This window comes from Neorhizobium sp. USDA 3394 (assembly GCF_056280385.1).
On record NZ_JBWCDU010000001.1, the window covers coordinates 58,938 to 74,890 of the forward strand.

A 15,953-nucleotide genomic window follows, 5' to 3' on the forward strand; every position below is an offset into this window, starting at 1 on the left:
CCTCGTGGTCCGGCAGCGCCGCGGCATCCGGTACGATCTTGAGGAAGTCCCATGAACAACGAGCGTCTCACCGCTTTCACGCGGCAGGCCGGCACCATATTGGCAACCCTTCTCGGGTTGCTGATCCTGACCTTCTGCATTGGCCGACTGATGCCCGTCGATCCGGTGCGCGCCATTGTCGGCGAAGAGGCCGACCAGGCCACATACGACACGGTCGCGGAACGGATCGGCGCCAACCTTCCTCTCTACCAGCAGTTCTTCCGGTATGTGAGCGACTTGGCTCATGGCGATTTCGGGATGTCGATCCGCACCGGGCAGCCGGTCATCAACGACATCCTGCATGTCATGCCGGCGACGATCGAGCTTGCGACCTTCGCGATCATCGTCGGGGCGGGCCTGGGCATTCCGCTCGGCATTCTCGCGGCCGTGCGCCGCAACCGCCCGATCGACCACGTCATCCGGTTCCTGACCCTCATCGGGCATTCCATGCCGATCTTCTGGACCGGCATGATCGGCCTGATCGTCTTCTATGCGGCGCTGGATCTGGTCGGCGGCGGCGGCCGCCTGTCGGATTATTATATCGGCCTCGTGCCGGAAACGACGGGCTTCCTGCTGATCGACGCGATCCTTGCCGGCGACTGGGAGGTTTTCGGGGACGCGGTCAACCATCTGCTGCTGCCGGCAAGCATCCTCGGTTATTCGTCGATGGCCTATATCACCCGCATGACGCGCAGCTTCATGCTGGACCAGCTGAACCAGGAATATGTCACCACGGCGCGGGTGAAGGGACTGTCGAAGAGCCGCACCATCTGGCACCACGCGTTCGCGAATATCCGGGTGCAGCTGGTGACGATCGTGGCGCTTGCCTATGGCAGCCTGCTGGAAGGTGCCGTTCTTATCGAGACCGTGTTCTCGTGGCCGGGCTTCGGCCAGTACATCACCAACAACATGCTGATCGGCGACATGAACGCGGTGATGACCTGCGTGCTGCTGGTCGGCATCATCTTCATTGCGCTCAACCTGCTTTCCGACGCGCTTTACAAGATCTTCGATCCGAGGACGCGGTGACATGGCAGCTCAATCTCTCGACATTCAGGACGTGGCCATGAACGGTACCCGCTCAAACCCAAATTCGGCCTTCCGTCGACTGCTCGCCGTCATCCGCGAGCTTCTCGGCAACCCGTCCTCGGGTTTCGGCCTCGTCGTCATCACCATCCTGGTCCTGACTGCGATCGTCGCGCCGCTGATCGCGCCCTATGATCCGAATGTCATCAATCTCGGCAACACGCTGAAGCCGCCGAGCGCCGAGCACTGGTTTGGAACCGACGAGCTCGGCCGTGACATCATGAGCCGCATCATCCACGGCACGCGCATCAGCCTGACGATCATCACCATCGTCTCGGTCATCGTCGGCCCGATCGGGCTGCTGGTCGGCACCACTGCCGGTTATTTCGGCGGCTGGTACGACACGATCATGATGCGTATCACCGATATCTTCCTGTCCTTCCCGAGCCTCATCCTGTCGCTCGCCTTCGTGGCGGCGCTCGGTGCCGGCCTTGAAAATGCGATTATCGCCATCGGGCTGACCACCTGGCCGCCGATCGCCCGCCTTGCGCGCGCCGAGACGCTGACCTTCCGCGGCGCCGACTATATCTCGGCCTCGCGCATGCAGGGGGCGTCATCCCTGCGCATCATCATCAAGTCGATCATGCCGATGTGCCTTCCCTCCGTCCTGGTGCGCATCACGCTTTCGATGGCGACCGTCATCCTGACAGCGGCCGGCCTCGGCTTCCTCGGCCTCGGCGCCCAGCCGCCGCTGCCCGAATGGGGCGCGATGATCGCCACCGGCCGGCGCTACATGCTGGACAACTGGTGGCTGGTCGCCTTCCCGGGCGGCGCCATCCTGCTTGTCAGCCTTGCCTTCAACCTTCTCGGCGACGGCCTGCGCGACGCGCTGGATCCGAAACAGCGTTAGGATTTTCCCCATGGATAACAGCCAGGCACTCCTGAAGGTCGAAAATCTCCGTGTCAGCTATCGCAGCGGCAAGACCTACAACACCGTCGTCAAGGGCGTCTCCTTCGATCTCGGCCGTGAGCGGCTCGGCATCGTCGGCGAATCCGGCTCCGGCAAGTCGACGATCGGCCGCGCGCTGCTGAAGCTCCTGCCGACCGCCAAGATCGAGGCCGACCGCATGGATTTCGGCGGCATCGACCTTATCTCGGCCAGTGAAAAACAGATGCTGACGATCCGCGGCCGGCGCATTTCGATGATCCTCCAGGATCCGAAATTCTCGCTCAACCCGGTGCACCGCGTCGGAGACCAAATCGCTGAGGCCTATCGTGTTCACTACAAGGCCTCGGCGCAGGTCGCCCGGCAGAAGACGCTGGAAATGCTGGAAGCGGTGAAGATCCGCGATCCGGAACGGGTGTTCGGCCTTTATCCGCATGAGGTCTCGGGCGGCATGGGCCAGCGCATCATGATCGCCATGATGCTGATCCCCGAGCCGCAGATCATCATCGCCGACGAGCCGACCTCCGCGCTCGACGTCACGGTGCGCATGCAGGTCCTCAACATCCTGAACGAACTGGTGACCAACAAGGGCATCGGCCTCATCATGATCAGCCACGACCTCAACCTGGTGCGCAATTTCTGCGACCGCGTTCTGGTGATGCGCCATGGCGAGGTCGTCGAGGAACGGGCGGCCCGGGACATGCGCAATTGCACGCATCCCTATACGCAAGGGTTGCTTGCCGCGCAGCCGCATATCGGCGGCAGCCGCAAGCCGCTTCCGGTCCTGAACCGCCAAACCATCTCCCCAGAGACCAAAGAGGTGCGCGCATGACCGCCATCGACGTCCGCAATCTCTCGATCGATCTCGGCTACAGTCTGGCAAAGAAGCGCATCCTCGGCGACGTCTGCTTTTCGGTCGAGGCCGGCGAATCCTTCGGGCTTGTCGGCGAGTCCGGTTCCGGCAAATCCACCATCCTGCGCTGTATCGCCCGTCTCCTGAATGTCTGGGAGGGCGATATCCAGCTCGAGGGCCGGTCGGTCAACGACATGCCCTTCGTCGAATATTGCCGGGCGGTGCAGATGGTGTTCCAGGATCCCTACGGTTCGCTCCATCCGCGCCAGTCGATCCGCACGGCGCTTCAGGAGCCGCTCCGCATCCATCGCATGGACCGCCAGGTCGAACGCATGGAGCGGGCTCTGATCGATGTCGGCCTCGATCCGGCCTTCCTGTCGCGTTATCCGCACGAGCTTTCCGGCGGCCAGCGCCAGCGCGTGGCGATCGCGCGGGCGCTCATTCTCGAACCGCGCATCCTGCTCCTCGACGAGCCGACCTCGGCGCTCGATGTCTCGGTGCAGGCGGAAGTGCTCAATCTGCTCGCCGATCTGCGCGCAAAACGCAATTTGACCTATCTCTTCGTTTCCCATGATCTTGCAGTGATCGATCATATGTGCGAGCGGCTGGCGGTAATGCAGCATGGTCGCGTGGTCGAGGTGATGAGCCGAGACGTGCTGGCGACAGGCCAGGCGAAGGATCCCTATGCCCGGGAACTGATCCAGGCGAGCCTCGAATACGACCACGCTGTCTGAGTTTCACATCTGCGCCATGGAGTGCCCGATGACAGCTGAAGCCCCATCCCCGACCTGGCGCCGCAGGGAGACCCTGAGTTCGCAGGTCGTTCGCACGATCGCCGAGCGCATCAAGCTCGGGGAGTATCCGCGTGGGTCGAAGCTTCCGACGGAAAAGGCGCTGATCGACGAACTGGGCGTCAGCCGGACGGTTGTCCGGGAGGCGATCGCCAATCTTCGGGCGAGCGGCCTGGTCTCGATCCATCATGGCATCGGTGTCTTCGTTCGCCAGGACGCGGGTGTCGCGCCTTTCCGCCTTGGCGAAGAAAACCTGATGCTGGTCGAAAACCTGGTAAAGGGGCTCGAACTGCGTATCGGCATCGAATCCGAAGCGGCAGCGCTTGCTGCCGACCGGCGGACCCAGGCGGATATCCAGGCTATGACGGCCGCCTGCAAGGCCATGGATGTCGCCGTCCGTCGCGCAAGCCGGGACACGCAGGCGGATTTCGATTTTCACCGCGCCGTTGCCACCGCCAGCCACAACGAGCACTTTTTTCGCATCTTCAACTATCTCGGCGAGACCCTCATGCCCCGCATGCGGCTTTCGACCCATGCGGTCGACGATGCGAGCCTATCCGTGCATCTCGCGCGCGTCGGTGAAGAACATCGTGCCATTCTCAAGGCTATCGAAGCCCGTGAGGTGGAAGGCGCGCGCGGTGCGATGCGCAGGCACCTGGGAGACAGCCGGGACCGGATGCTCGAAAGGCTGCGGCAACAGCAATGATCGACAGCGAGAACATGTCGAGCCTCGCAGCGAGGCTGCGCGACAACCTCTCGTTCGACTGGAATTTCCAACCGTCGGCGGAAGCCTTTCCGGACTGGAAAGAGCGCACGCGGGACAAGGTGCGGCAGGCCCTCGGGGTCGAGCGGGTCGTGTCCGCAAGCGGGTCGGTCGTCAGGGAGTGGGCTGAAGACGGATGCACGGGCCAAGAACTCGAACTTGCCTTCTCGAACGGCGAAACGACGAGAGCCTATCTCCTTCGCCCCGATACAGCCGGCGTTACGCCTGCCGTGCTGCTGCTGCACGACCATGGCTCGTTCTTCTCGATCGGCAAGGAGAAGATGATCCGCCGCACCGGCGAGGCTTCCGAGCTTGCGGCGGACACGGATCGATGGGCGGCGAAACTCTACGGCGGCCGGCATGTCGGCAATGAACTCGCCCGGCGCGGTTACACCGTGCTTTGCGCCGACGCGCTCGGGTGGGGCAGTCGGAAAGGCAACGGTTACGAAGCGCAGCAGGCGCTGGCGGCCAATCTCATGCAGTTCGGGATTTCTTACGCTTCCGTGATCCTGCTCGAAGATCTCGAGGCCGTGGCATGGCTTCGCGCGCTGCCCGGCGTCGATGGAAGCCGTGTGGCAAGCTTCGGGTATTCGATGGGCGGCTCGCGCGCCTGGCAGGCGGCCGCACTTTCGGACGATGCAAGGGCCTGTGTCGCCGGCGGCTGGATGGGAACGCTGCAGGGTCTCATGCAGCCGGGCAACAACCAGCTTCGCGGCCAGTCGGCCTTTTCCATGCTGCATCCGCCGATCGCGGGAAAGATCGACTATCCCCATTTTGCAGGGCTCACCGCGCCGAAACCGGCACTGATCTTCAGCGGCGCCGAAGACCGGCACTTTCCGGTGCCTGCCGCCTTGGCGGCGCAGCAGCAACTCCATGCCATCTGGGCGGCCGCGGATGCGGAACGCTGCCTCGAAACGCGGCTTTGGCCCGGCGCCGCGCATGCGTTCCCTGTCGATCAGCAGGACCATGCGATGGACTGGCTCGATCGGGTGATGTGAAGTGGGCTGGAAGGCAAGCCCTTGGCGAAATGCGGGCTTGGATCTGGTCGAGGCTTGGTCCCCTCTGAGCATTCCTGGATGGTCGCGAGTATGCGGTGAGGCACCCCCCTCTGTCCTGCCGGACATCTCCCCCTCAAGGGGGGAGATCGAAGGAGGCTTGCTCAGCGGTCCCTCTCTGATTTCCGAGGGCAGGAAGCTGGCAGGGAGCAGAGTTCGGCGATCTCAAGGCTCCTGGCTGGCTAAGACCTTGCTTCTGGCCGATCTCCCCCCTTGAGGGGGAGATGTCGGCAGGACAGAGGGGGGTATGGCGGGTACGCCTTCCAACGCTGTCTTTCCATGTCTGCCCGTGGATAATGGGTCGCCGCTTCCCCGCATCTCCAATGACTTAACCGCATCATTATCCCCACCCCCGGCCACCATGCCTACAATCCCCTCGCTTCCGTCGCCGGAGTGTTTCGCGAGACGTTCGCGGGCAGGCGGAGGCCGGCGCCCTCATTCGACCCGTAACGTGCGGGGAAGGTGAGGGAGGTGAAAGCCATGGGTCAGGGGCAACCCGAACCCTATCAAGCCTCCCCCTGGCCGCCAGGCCGGGTTCGGTTGAGCCGTGCAAGTGGCAAGGTTTCTCGAAAGGAAGCCGCGAATGAAGCCATGCAGCGAGGCGAGGTGATCACCTGTAGGGGCCGGAAGCCCCGAGAAAACGCCGAAGGCCACGCGAATGCGGAGCCACACATATTAAACAAAATGAGGTTCCGCATTCGTGTGGGCTCTCCGATCTTTGAAAACCACGGCAGGCGACTGCGCGGGGCGCCGGAGTGTTGGCCGAGAGCTTTTGATCCTCGGTGATTGGATCCTCGGGTCAAGCCCGAGGATGACGAGCGTGTGGGGAACTCACTTTCCCAAAAGTGCCGTTTTGGCCCATTGCGCTGCTTACTTTGGGCACACGGCACACCGTCTCCGTCGTCATCCTCGGGCTTGACCCGAGGATCCAATCACGGGCGACACGCTTGTGCCGACTGCAAAAGCAAGAAACCCGGCCCCAAAATGGGACCGGGCTTCTCTTTCCTGCTTGGGAGGCAGATTAAGTGTTCAACCAACCAGATTGGCGTTGATGAAGTCGAAGTTGATGTCTTCGCCCATGCCCGGCTTGTCGGAAATATGAACGAAACCATCCTCGTCCATCGGGTCGACGAGGGCGTTCAGGTATTCGAAGCCGTCGTCATATTCGAGGAACGGGTGCAGCAGGCCGCGCTCGTACCATTTCGCATTCTTGGTGCAGGCGGCGATGATCAGGTTCGGGGCGCCATTGCCGTGGATTTCGCAGTTCATGCCGAAGGATTCGGCCAGATGCATGGTCTTCATCGCCGGGCTGATGCCGCCGACGTCGTGGACGCCGGTGCGCAGGATGTCGCAGGCCTTCGAGGTGATCCATTCGGCACGGCTGAAATGCTTGCCGCCGGCGCTTTCCGGACCGAGGACCGGAATGTCGAGGTTTTCGGCAAGCCAGGCATAGGAAGCCGAACTCTGCTCGTCCATCGGCTCCTCGATCCAGTCGAAGCCGAGCTTTTCGAGACCCTTGCCGAGTTCCAGCGCTTCCGTGCGGGTGTACCAGTGGAAGGCGTCGATCATCAGGTGGATATCCGGGCCGACCGCCTCGCGAACCGCGGCGCAGGCCTTGAGATCCATCTTGACGTCCGGTGCCCAGGAAACCGGAGGCATCCAGGTGTGCAGCTTGATGCCCTTGTAGCCGCGCTTGACGAGCTTTTCGCCGAACCGGCCGTAATCTTCCGGCGTTGCGAGGCCGTTCTCCAGCTCGTCACCGCACATGATCGAGCCATAGGCCGGGATCTTTTCGCGGTAGCTGCCGATCAGCTTGTGGACCGGCATGTTGAGCTTGCGGCCGGCAAGGTCCCACAGGGCGCAATCGACGATCGCGAGCGTCCGGTCGGTCAACTGCATCGCGCTGCCGCGCTGCCAGTGAGCGAGGTCCTGCCACAGCCGTTCGCGGGCGAACGGATCTTCGCCGATCAGCACCTTCTTGACGAACTTGTCGATCACATGCGGGCGAACGACTTCCGGCGGGGCAAAGCAATAGCCTTCCGCACCGTCGTCATCGACAATGGTCAGCAGCGCCAGGTTGACCTTGTGCGGCGGGCCCGGATGAGCATGGCCGGCAGTATCCTGGTGGCGGCGCGTGGTATGAGAGAATACGCGCACATTGACGTCTACGATCTTCACGAAATTCCTCCTGTCAGAAGCAGAGGGACGACCCTCCGCCATTTCATTTCGGATCCGGCAAGGGCCGGATCGAAGCCGATGAATATGCGTCACTCCGCCGCGTCATCATACCTCATAGGTCATCTCATACTATAGGTCTATGGCCGGGCGTCAATAAATTTCTTGGCCGGCGCTTGACAATGCCATGGGGTTTTACCCCTCTAAGTGACTGAAATGTCAAAACGACGGAGCGGGCAGAGATTGAAGAGGGCAGATAACATCGCCGGGGAAGCGCCCTCGCGAAAGGGCCGCAATCTGGTCGAGACGGTTGGCCGGCGGATGCGGGATGCGATCGCGAGCGGCGCGTTGAAGCCCGGTGACAAGCTGCCCACGGAGAGCGGGCTGACGCTGCAATACGAGGTCAGCCGGACGGTCATCCGCGAGGCGATCGCTTCGTTGCGGGCCGATAATCTCGTCGAGGTCCGCCACGGCGTCGGCGTCTTCGTTCTGGCGCCGCAAGGCGGGCTGCAGGCGGGTTTCCGCACCGTGGATGCCAGCCGCGTTTCCTCCATCATCGAAATGCTGGAAGTTCGAGCTGCTATCGAGATAGAGGCTGCGGGTCTCGCTGCGATCCGTTCGTCACCGGCACAGCAGGAGCTGATCTTCGAGTGTCTCGAGACGATCAAGCGGCAGATCGCCGCCGGTGCGGCGACGGTCGAAAGCGATCGGGCATTCCATCTGGCCATCGCGGATGCGACCAATAATCCGCGTTTCCGGGAGCTTCTGGAAGCGATCGGCAAGCAGATGATCCCGCGATCGTTGCTGCAGGAGGGCGAGGCCGAGATTTCGCCGCCCGAATATCTGGCGCAGATCCAGGATGAACATGCCCGTATTGCCCGCGCAATCACCGATGGCGATGATTCGGCCGCTCGTGACGCCATGCGCATGCATCTCAGGGGGAGCCAGCAACGTTATCGCTCGCTGATACGGCGGCCTTGATGCGCCGTTGAAGATAATACAACTATTGACAGTCATAATATGACTTGGTAGCCTTCTGGAAATCAACCAGGAAGGGACTGCCATGTCTATGGATCCAAATGAACTGAAGCATGCGCTCGGCGCCGGCCTCCTGTCGTTCCCCGTCACGCCGTTCGGCAAGGATGGCCTCTTCAATCGCAAGGCTTACGAGCAGCATGTCGGCTGGCTCGCCGGGTTCGACGCTTCGGTGCTTTTTGCCGCCGGCGGCACGGGTGAGTTCTTTTCCCTGGAGCCCTCCGAAATTCCGGACATCATCGCCGCCGCCAAGGCTTCGGCCGGCAGCACGCCGATCGTCGCCGGCTGCGGTTACGGGACGCGCATCGCCGTCTCGATCGCCAAGTCCGCCGAAAAGGCCGGTGCCGACGGTATTCTCCTGCTGCCGCATTACCTGATGGATGCCAGCCAGGAAGGCCTTTACCAGCATATCAAGACCGTCTGCCAGTCTGTCGGCATCGGCGTGATGGTTTATAACCGCGACAATTCGATCCTGACGGCGGAAACGCTGGCGCGCCTTTGCGAGGCCTGCCCCAATCTGGTCGGGTTCAAGGACGGTTCCGGCGATATCGGCCTGGTGCGCAAGATCACCGCTGTCATGGGCGACCGCCTGACCTATCTCGGCGGCATGCCGACCGCCGAGCTTTTTGCGGATGCCTATCTCGGCGCGGGCGTCACCACCTATTCGTCGGCCGTCTTCAACTTCGTTCCGGGGCTGGCCCAGACGTTCTACAAGGCGCTCCGGGCCGGCGATACGGCCGCCACCAACCGGATCCTCATCGACTTTTTCTATCCGTTCATGGAGATCCGCAACCGCCAGAAGGGTTACGCGGTTTCCGCCATCAAGGCCGGCGTGCGGCTGATGGGCTTCGATGCAGGTCCGGTTCGCGCCCCGCTGACCGACCTGACCGCCGAAGAAGTCAGGATGATGGAGGCGCTCTGCGAGCCCTATCGCACCAACGCTCCCGGGGCGCAGGCGGCCGAATAGGCGTCCTCCTCTCCAAGCCTTTCCCGAGAGCATAAGCCGGCAGGTCCGTCCTGCCGGTTTTTTCATGTCCGCGGCCCATAAAAAAACGCCCGCAACCAAGGTTGCGAGCGCTCGTCCTGGGAGGGACTGATAGTTTGATTGATCAGCGCTGCTTGGACACGCTGCGCAGACGGACCGTCCAGCCGTAGTGGTTCACATAGCCCTTGATGTCGGCGCGATAGACGACGCTATCGATGACCGCCGAAATCGGCTGCAGCGCAGGAACGAGTTCCTCGTATCGCTTCTGGATGTCTTCATAGGCTGTCTTCTGCTTCGCCTGGTCGCGCTCCACCAGTGCCTTGGCGGACATGTCGTTCAGCTGCTGGTCGAAGAAGGACGTGCGCCAGCCGATGATGCCGCTGAGCTTGGCGTCGTCGGCATTGTTCGGGTTGATGACAAGGGCGCGCAGGTTGGAATGCGGATGCGGCTCCTGGCCGCCGCCGCCGCGACCGACGAGCATTTCGAACTTGCGCTCGCGCATCGGGCCATAGACCTGGTCGCCGGCGCCCTGGACGATTTCGGCCTTGATGCCGGCCTGGGCAAGGGTTGCCTGGATCGCGGTGGCGGTGTCCGTGAACGGCGGCTCGTTGAGCGTCAGGAGCCTGACCGGGAAACCGTCCGGATAGCCTGCCTTGGCGAGCAGTTCCTTCGCCTTGGCGACGTCGAGCTTGTAGTCCGGATCGGCCAAGCTGCCGACGACGCCTTCGGCGACCGGTCGAAGACGCTTGGTGCCGTAATTCGGCATGATCGATTTGTTGATGCCGTCATAGTCGATCAGGTGGCGGATCGCGAGGCGCACATCCGGGTTCTTGAAGCGCTCGTCCTTCATGCTCACGGCGAGGAAGTAGAAGCCCGAGCTCGGCGTGCTCTGCACCTCGACGTCCTTGTTCTTGCCAAGTGCTGCGATATCGGGAACCGAAAGGCCGATTGCGACGTCCACGTCGCCCTTTTCCAGCATCAGCCGCTTGGTCTGGGATTCCGGCATGTGCCGGAAGATCACGCGCTTCATCTTGGGCTTTTCGCCCCAGTAGTCGTCGAAACGCGTCAGGATGAGCATCTCGTTGGAGGACCAGCGCGTCAGGCTGAAGGCGCCGGAGCCTGCGACATTGATCTTCAACCAGGCGGCGGCCTTGTCGCCGTTCGCCTCGTGGCTCATCGCGGTCTTCATGTCGATAACCGCGCTGGCATCCGGCTTGCCGAAGATGTCGAGCGTGAGCTGCGGATCGGTCGGCTGGGCCGGCTTGAGGGTGATCTTGTTGCCGTCGGCCGTCAGCAGTTGATCGATATTGTTGGCCTTGTAACCGAAGGACGACCAGACGCCCGCGCCGACCAGGCCAAGGCTGATGTTGCGCTTGATCGACCAGACGACATCTTCAGCCCGGACCGGATTGCCGGACGTGAACTTCGCGCTATCCCTCAGCGTGAAGGTGATCGAGCCGTCATCCGCGACCGTCCAGGCGCTGGCGAGACCCGGATTGACGGTCTTCTTGTCCGGCGCAAGCTCCACCAGCGTATCATAGAGATTGGCGATGACACCCGTCGCCTCGCGGCCTGAAATCGCCGCCGGGTCGAGGGTCAGGATATTGTTCATGCTGAGGCCGACGATCAGCTGGTCGGCGGGGGTATCGGCGAACGCGCCGATCGGTGCAGACAGCGTCAGAGCCGTGGCCAGAGCCACATGCTTCATCCATTTCATTTGGGGTTCCTCCATTCCGGGCGCCCAGGTGAGTATGACATCACATGACTGCCGCCTTGCATGAAGACCGAAAAGATAATCCTCGTCAACTGAGGCAGGCCGAGAAAATAGTGGTTCTCGCGCTCTTTTGACCTCGGAGTCGCGCGGCCAATGCTCCAGGATCCTATTTGTGCCTTCAAGTCAAGTCATATTATGAGTTGACGTGCGCTCGAGGCGCCTTCTAGATTGCAGGCAGAATGTCGGGGAGGAATGGGATGAAGCGGCTTCTGATCACGGGGGCGGCCGGCAACATGGGCAAGGCCATGCGCCAGCGGCTGGGGCACCTGGCGGACGTCATCCGCGTTTCCGACATCTCTCCTCTGGACGACGTCGCGTCCAACGAGGAACCTTTTGTCTGTGACCTGGCGGATTCCGATGCCGTCATGCGCATGGTGGAAGGATGCGACGGCATCCTGCATTTCGGCGGCGTCCCTTCCGAAAACACCTTTGCCAGCATTCTCGACAGCAATATCCGGGGCCTGCACAATCTCTACGAAGCGGCCCGAAGGCACGGAAAACCGCGCATCCTGTTTGCCAGCAGCAACCATACGGTCGGCTTCTATCGGCAGGATCAGTTCATCGGGGTCGATTGGCCCGCCAAGCCGGACGGTCTTTATGGCGTCTCGAAATGTTTCGGCGAGGGTTTGGCGCAGATGTATTTTCACAAATTCGGCCAGGAGACGGCGATCGTCCGCATCGGTGCCTGCTGGCCGAAGCCGACGACGGTGCGGATGCTGTCGATCTGGCTGAGTTTCGACGACATGGCGTCCCTCTCCGAACGGGTCTTCAAGGCACCTTATCTCGGTTGCCCGACGATCTGGGGCGTTTCGGACAATCAGTCGAAATGGTGGGACAATTCCGCTTCCGCCTATCTGGGCTGGGTCCCGAAGGACAGTTCGGAGATCTATCGCTCGGAGCTGGAACGCAATCCCGGCATTCCGGACAAGGGATCATCGCAGGCCAAGTGGCAGGGTGGCGGTTTCGTCGACGATCCCATCTACACCGAACCTCCCCGCACCGCGAACCGGTAACGCCCCATGAAGATTACGGATCTCACCACCACCGCTGTCAGCCTGCCGCTTGCGGAACCGCTCGGCAATGCCACGGCGACCATTCATCAGTTCTCCTGTATCGTGGTCGATCTCGTCACCGACGAGGGGTTGCGCGGCGAGAACCTGATCTTCACCATCCGGCCCGAGCAGCTGAAGCTTCTCGACAGCATGGTGCATGTGCTGCGGGATGCGGTGATCGGGCGCGATCCGGACGATACCGGCGCCTTTTGGGCCGATGCCTGGCGGCGCATCAATTTCATCGGCTTCACAGGCGTCTCGATCATGGGCATTTCGGCGATCGACGGCGCCATGTGGGACCTGAGAGCCAAGCGCGCCGGGCTTTCGATCTCGCGGATGCTGGGGCGGTGCCGCGAGACGATCCCGGCTTATGCAAGCGGCGGCCTCTGGCTGACCCAGGACATCCCGTCTCTCGTTCGGCAGGCGGAAGGGTTTGTCGCAGCCGGCTTCAAGGCGATGAAGCTTCGGCTTGCGGGGCGGATCGACGTGGACCTGCCGCGCGTGAAGGCCGTTCGTGCGGCGATCGGCGGCGATATCGGTCTGATGATCGATGCCAACCAGGTGCTCGACGCCGATGCGGCTATCAAGCTCGGCGATGCGTTGGCGCCGTTCGATATCGCCTGGTTCGAGGAGCCGGTGCCGGCCCACGCATTGGAGGATTCGGCCAAGGTGGCAAGAGCCCTGCGCATGCCGATAGCATCAGGTGAAAACGAATATACGCGCTACGGTTTCCGGCGGATGATCGAGACGGGTGCCGCCTCCATACTCATGCCGGATCTCCAGCGGGTTGGCGGCGTTACCGAATTCGCTCGCGTTGGCGCACTGGCGGCAAGCTTCGATCTGCCGGTCTCGTCGCATCTTTTCCCCGAAATGAGCCTGCAGCTGCTGGCGCATGTCCCGACCGCCCATTCCCTGGAATACGTGGAATGGTTCGCGCCGCTCTACGAAGAGAAGATAAAGCTCATCGACGGGACGGCCCGGATTCCGGATGCGCCCGGTTGGGGGATGTCCTTGGACCGGGATGCGATACACCGCCACGCTCTTTAGACGGGTTCGTTTTCGCCAGTGCTGCCGCCCCGTTTCCAGCCGCACAAGAGAGCGGTCGTGAGGCGACCAGGATAAAACCACGTAACCGGCCCGGATTCTTCCGTTTTCTTGCGAAAGCGCAAGCAAATGCCCATGCCCTGTTTGTTGCACGTCAAACAGAAGAGGCTGGTCTGGACATAAATTCTATTTCCAGAGGACGGCGATTTACTCCGCCCCTTGTTCCGAAGGAAAGAAACCATGACCGACAAGATTCAGATGACCAGACGTTCGATCCTAGCGGGGGCAGCCTTCGTCGGCGCGATCGCACCGGTCTTGCAGGCTTCCTTTGCCCACGCGGACGAAGCGCCCCCCGCAAAAATGAAGCCGGGCGATCTCTCGCGCCTCCGCCGCGAGAAGGTCGAGCTCCTGAAGCCGCCTTTCGTCCATGCCCATACCCAGAAGGCCGATGGCCCACCGAAGGTCGTCGAATTTACGCTGACCATCGAGGAGAAGAAGCTCGTCCTCGACAAGGAAGGCACCGAAATCAATGCGATGACCTTCGACGGATCGGTTCCGGGTCCGCTCATGGTCGTCCACCAGGACGACTACGTCGAGCTCACCCTCATCAACCCCGACACGAACGAACTCCAGCACAATATCGACTTCCACTCGGCCACCGGCGCCCTGGGCGGCGGAGCGCTGACGGTGGTGAACCCTGGCGAGAAAACCATTCTCAGGTTCAAGGCGACCAAGGCCGGCGTTTTCGTCTACCACTGCGCACCTCCCGGAATGGTGCCTTGGCACGTTACCTCGGGCATGAACGGTGCCATCATGGTGCTCCCGCGCGACGGTCTCAAGGACGGCAACGGGAAACCGCTGACCTACGACAAGGTCTACTATGTGGGTGAGCAGGATTTCTACGTGCCGCGCGACGAGAACGGCAAGTTCAAGAAATACGATAGTGTCGGCGAGGCCTACGAGGACACGCTCAAGGTGATGCGGACGCTGACCCCGACGCATATCGTCTTCAACGGGGCCGTCGGTGCCTTGACGGGTCAGGACGCCATGACCGCCGCGGTTGGCGAGAAGGTGCTGATCGTCCATTCGCAGGCAAACCGCGACACGCGGCCCCACCTCATCGGCGGCCACGGCGACTATGTCTGGGCTACGGGCAAGTTCGCCAATCCTCCGGAGATCGACCAGGAAACATGGTTCATACCGGGCGGTGCGGCGGGCGCTGCGTTCTACACCTTCCAGCAGCCCGGCATATACGCCTACGTTAACCACAACCTGATCGAGGCCTTCGAACTGGGCGCGGCGGCACATTTCAAGGTTACCGGTGACTGGAACGACGACCTCATGACATCGGTCCTGGCGCCGACCGGCACCTGATCGGAAAAGGCCGGGGTGCATGAAATGTGCATGCCCCGGCCGGCCTTCATCCCCTGCAAGCTGGATTTCGCCTTGGGAGGCGAACATGCGATGGACATACGACAGGCCAAAGCTCTCGCTCCTCCATGCCGGGGTTCCGATCACGCTGATCGCCGTGCTGGCAGCGGGTATCTTCCACCAGGCGGGCTTCATGAAGCCCGCGCCCCCACAGGGCGCGGTCTATGAGCCGGCAACGGTCGTTGTTCCTCCGCGTACCTACCGCTACAGGAGCGACGGAGAGTTTCTGAAAGGCACGACACCCATCGATCCGCCTATGAAGACGGTGGTTGCAGCATCGAGCCTTACGATCATGAAAAATCATGTCACGGTCTCGGAATACCGGGCGTGCGTAGCCGCGCGCGCCTGCAAGTCCTCTGAGGCGACGGCATCGAGGCCGGACGTTCCCGCCACCGGGGTGAGCTTCGACGACGCCACGGCCTATGCCCGCTGGCTCTCCGAGATGACCGGCGAATACTGGACCCTGCCGACCGACGAACAACTGGCTCAGGCCGGGGGCAAGAGGTTCCCGGACGATGCTCTCGGCCTCGACCAGGACAGCAAGAACCCCGCGCTGCGATGGCTCGCCGACTACGAGCGCGAAGCGCGCGAGCGGGCGACAGGCGATCCGGTACCGCGGCCGACAGGAAGTTTCGGGGAAAACGAATATGGCCTGGCCGACTTTGGCGGCAACATCTGGGAATGGACGGCTACCTGCCATCGCAGGGTCCATCTCTACGTGACCGGTTCCATTCGCGCCTCCGAGGAGATTTGCGGCATCTACGTGACCGTGGGTCCGCATCGTTCGCCGATGAGTTCCTTCGTCCGCGATCCGAAAGGCGGTGGCTGCGCGGTCGGAACGCCGCCGGACAATCTGGGCTTCCGCCTGGTCAAGTCCGGCCGGTGGTATGCGCCACTTCTGAAGACGCTTCGGCAAGTGGGTTGGACAACGTGATCGTCATCGCCTCGTCCGGGCTCAAACCAACGCAAAAACGAGCGGCGGCA

General features: G+C 62.2%; 14 protein-coding genes. 12 read left to right on the forward strand and 2 right to left on the reverse strand.

All coding sequences use genetic code 11. The features are described 5' to 3' along the window. Positions 1–51: 51 nt before the first annotated feature. Genes ACZ9EJ_RS00270 through ACZ9EJ_RS00295 form a run of 6 tightly spaced genes read left to right on the forward strand, consistent with a single transcriptional unit; the run spans position 52 to position 5,416 of the window. Entirely contained in the window at positions 52–1,068 is a 1,017-nt protein-coding gene (locus ACZ9EJ_RS00270; protein WP_046634926.1) for an ABC transporter permease, read from the forward strand. Between the two features lie 22 nt (positions 1,069–1,090). Continuing rightward, the gene (locus ACZ9EJ_RS00275) at positions 1,091–1,975 is read left to right on the forward strand and encodes an ABC transporter permease (protein WP_370649752.1); all 885 of its coding nucleotides are present in this window, start codon (positions 1,091–1,093) and stop codon (positions 1,973–1,975) included. Between the two features lie 10 nt (positions 1,976–1,985). Continuing rightward, a complete protein-coding gene (locus ACZ9EJ_RS00280) occupies positions 1,986–2,843 on the forward strand; it encodes an ABC transporter ATP-binding protein (RefSeq protein WP_046634923.1) in 858 nt (285 codons plus the stop codon). Beyond that, positions 2,840–3,598, forward strand: coding sequence for an ABC transporter ATP-binding protein (locus tag ACZ9EJ_RS00285; protein WP_046634921.1), 759 nt, complete (start codon positions 2,840–2,842; stop codon positions 3,596–3,598). The genes ACZ9EJ_RS00280 and ACZ9EJ_RS00285 overlap by 4 nt, the downstream gene beginning before the upstream one ends. A 28-nt stretch (positions 3,599–3,626) precedes the next feature. Beyond that, on the forward strand, positions 3,627–4,361 hold the full coding sequence (locus ACZ9EJ_RS00290; protein WP_046641679.1) for a FadR/GntR family transcriptional regulator: 735 nt from the start codon (positions 3,627–3,629) through the stop codon (positions 4,359–4,361). Further along, the gene (locus ACZ9EJ_RS00295) at positions 4,358–5,416 is read left to right on the forward strand and encodes a dienelactone hydrolase family protein (protein ID WP_046641678.1); all 1,059 of its coding nucleotides are present in this window, start codon (positions 4,358–4,360) and stop codon (positions 5,414–5,416) included. Before ACZ9EJ_RS00290 ends, ACZ9EJ_RS00295 begins: the two co-directional genes overlap by 4 nt. Positions 5,417–6,502: 1,086 nt before the next feature. Here ACZ9EJ_RS00295 and ACZ9EJ_RS00300 read toward each other — a convergent pair. Next, positions 6,503–7,651, reverse strand: coding sequence for a mandelate racemase family protein (locus ACZ9EJ_RS00300; protein ID WP_046641677.1), 1,149 nt, complete (start codon positions 7,649–7,651; stop codon positions 6,503–6,505). A 240-nt stretch (positions 7,652–7,891) separates the two neighbouring features. Between ACZ9EJ_RS00300 and ACZ9EJ_RS00305 the strand changes: the two genes are divergently transcribed. Beyond that, the gene (locus ACZ9EJ_RS00305; protein ID WP_046634912.1) at positions 7,892–8,629 is read left to right on the forward strand and encodes a FadR/GntR family transcriptional regulator; all 738 of its coding nucleotides are present in this window, start codon (positions 7,892–7,894) and stop codon (positions 8,627–8,629) included. 88 nt (positions 8,630–8,717) lie between these two features. Then, positions 8,718–9,650: a 5-dehydro-4-deoxyglucarate dehydratase gene (kdgD, locus tag ACZ9EJ_RS00310; RefSeq protein ID WP_046634910.1), complete on the forward strand. Its 933-nt coding sequence runs from the start codon at positions 8,718–8,720 to the stop codon at positions 9,648–9,650. Positions 9,651–9,792: 142 nt separating this feature from the next. Here the strand turns inward: kdgD and ACZ9EJ_RS00315 are convergent, their stop codons facing one another. Then, the gene (locus tag ACZ9EJ_RS00315; protein ID WP_046641715.1) at positions 9,793–11,376 is read right to left on the reverse strand and encodes an ABC transporter substrate-binding protein; all 1,584 of its coding nucleotides are present in this window, start codon (positions 11,374–11,376) and stop codon (positions 9,793–9,795) included. Between the two features lie 263 nt (positions 11,377–11,639). Here ACZ9EJ_RS00315 and ACZ9EJ_RS00320 point away from each other — a divergent pair, with 263 nt between their 5' ends. The 4 genes from ACZ9EJ_RS00320 (at position 11,640) to ACZ9EJ_RS00335 (ending at position 15,903) form a co-directional block, all read left to right on the forward strand. Next, on the forward strand, positions 11,640–12,455 hold the full coding sequence (locus tag ACZ9EJ_RS00320; protein ID WP_046641676.1) for an NAD-dependent epimerase/dehydratase family protein: 816 nt from the start codon (positions 11,640–11,642) through the stop codon (positions 12,453–12,455). A 6-nt stretch (positions 12,456–12,461) separates the two neighbouring features. Then, on the forward strand, positions 12,462–13,541 hold the full coding sequence (locus ACZ9EJ_RS00325) for a mandelate racemase/muconate lactonizing enzyme family protein (RefSeq protein ID WP_046641675.1): 1,080 nt from the start codon (positions 12,462–12,464) through the stop codon (positions 13,539–13,541). 237 nt (positions 13,542–13,778) lie between these two features. Next, positions 13,779–14,912, forward strand: a complete 1,134-nt coding sequence (gene nirK, locus ACZ9EJ_RS00330; protein WP_046641674.1) for a copper-containing nitrite reductase — start codon at positions 13,779–13,781, stop codon at positions 14,910–14,912. 85 nt (positions 14,913–14,997) lie between these two features. Further along, complete coding sequence (locus ACZ9EJ_RS00335; RefSeq protein WP_046641673.1) at positions 14,998–15,903, forward strand: SUMF1/EgtB/PvdO family nonheme iron enzyme; 906 nt, start codon at positions 14,998–15,000, stop codon at positions 15,901–15,903. The last annotated feature ends 50 nt before the right edge of the window (positions 15,904–15,953 follow it).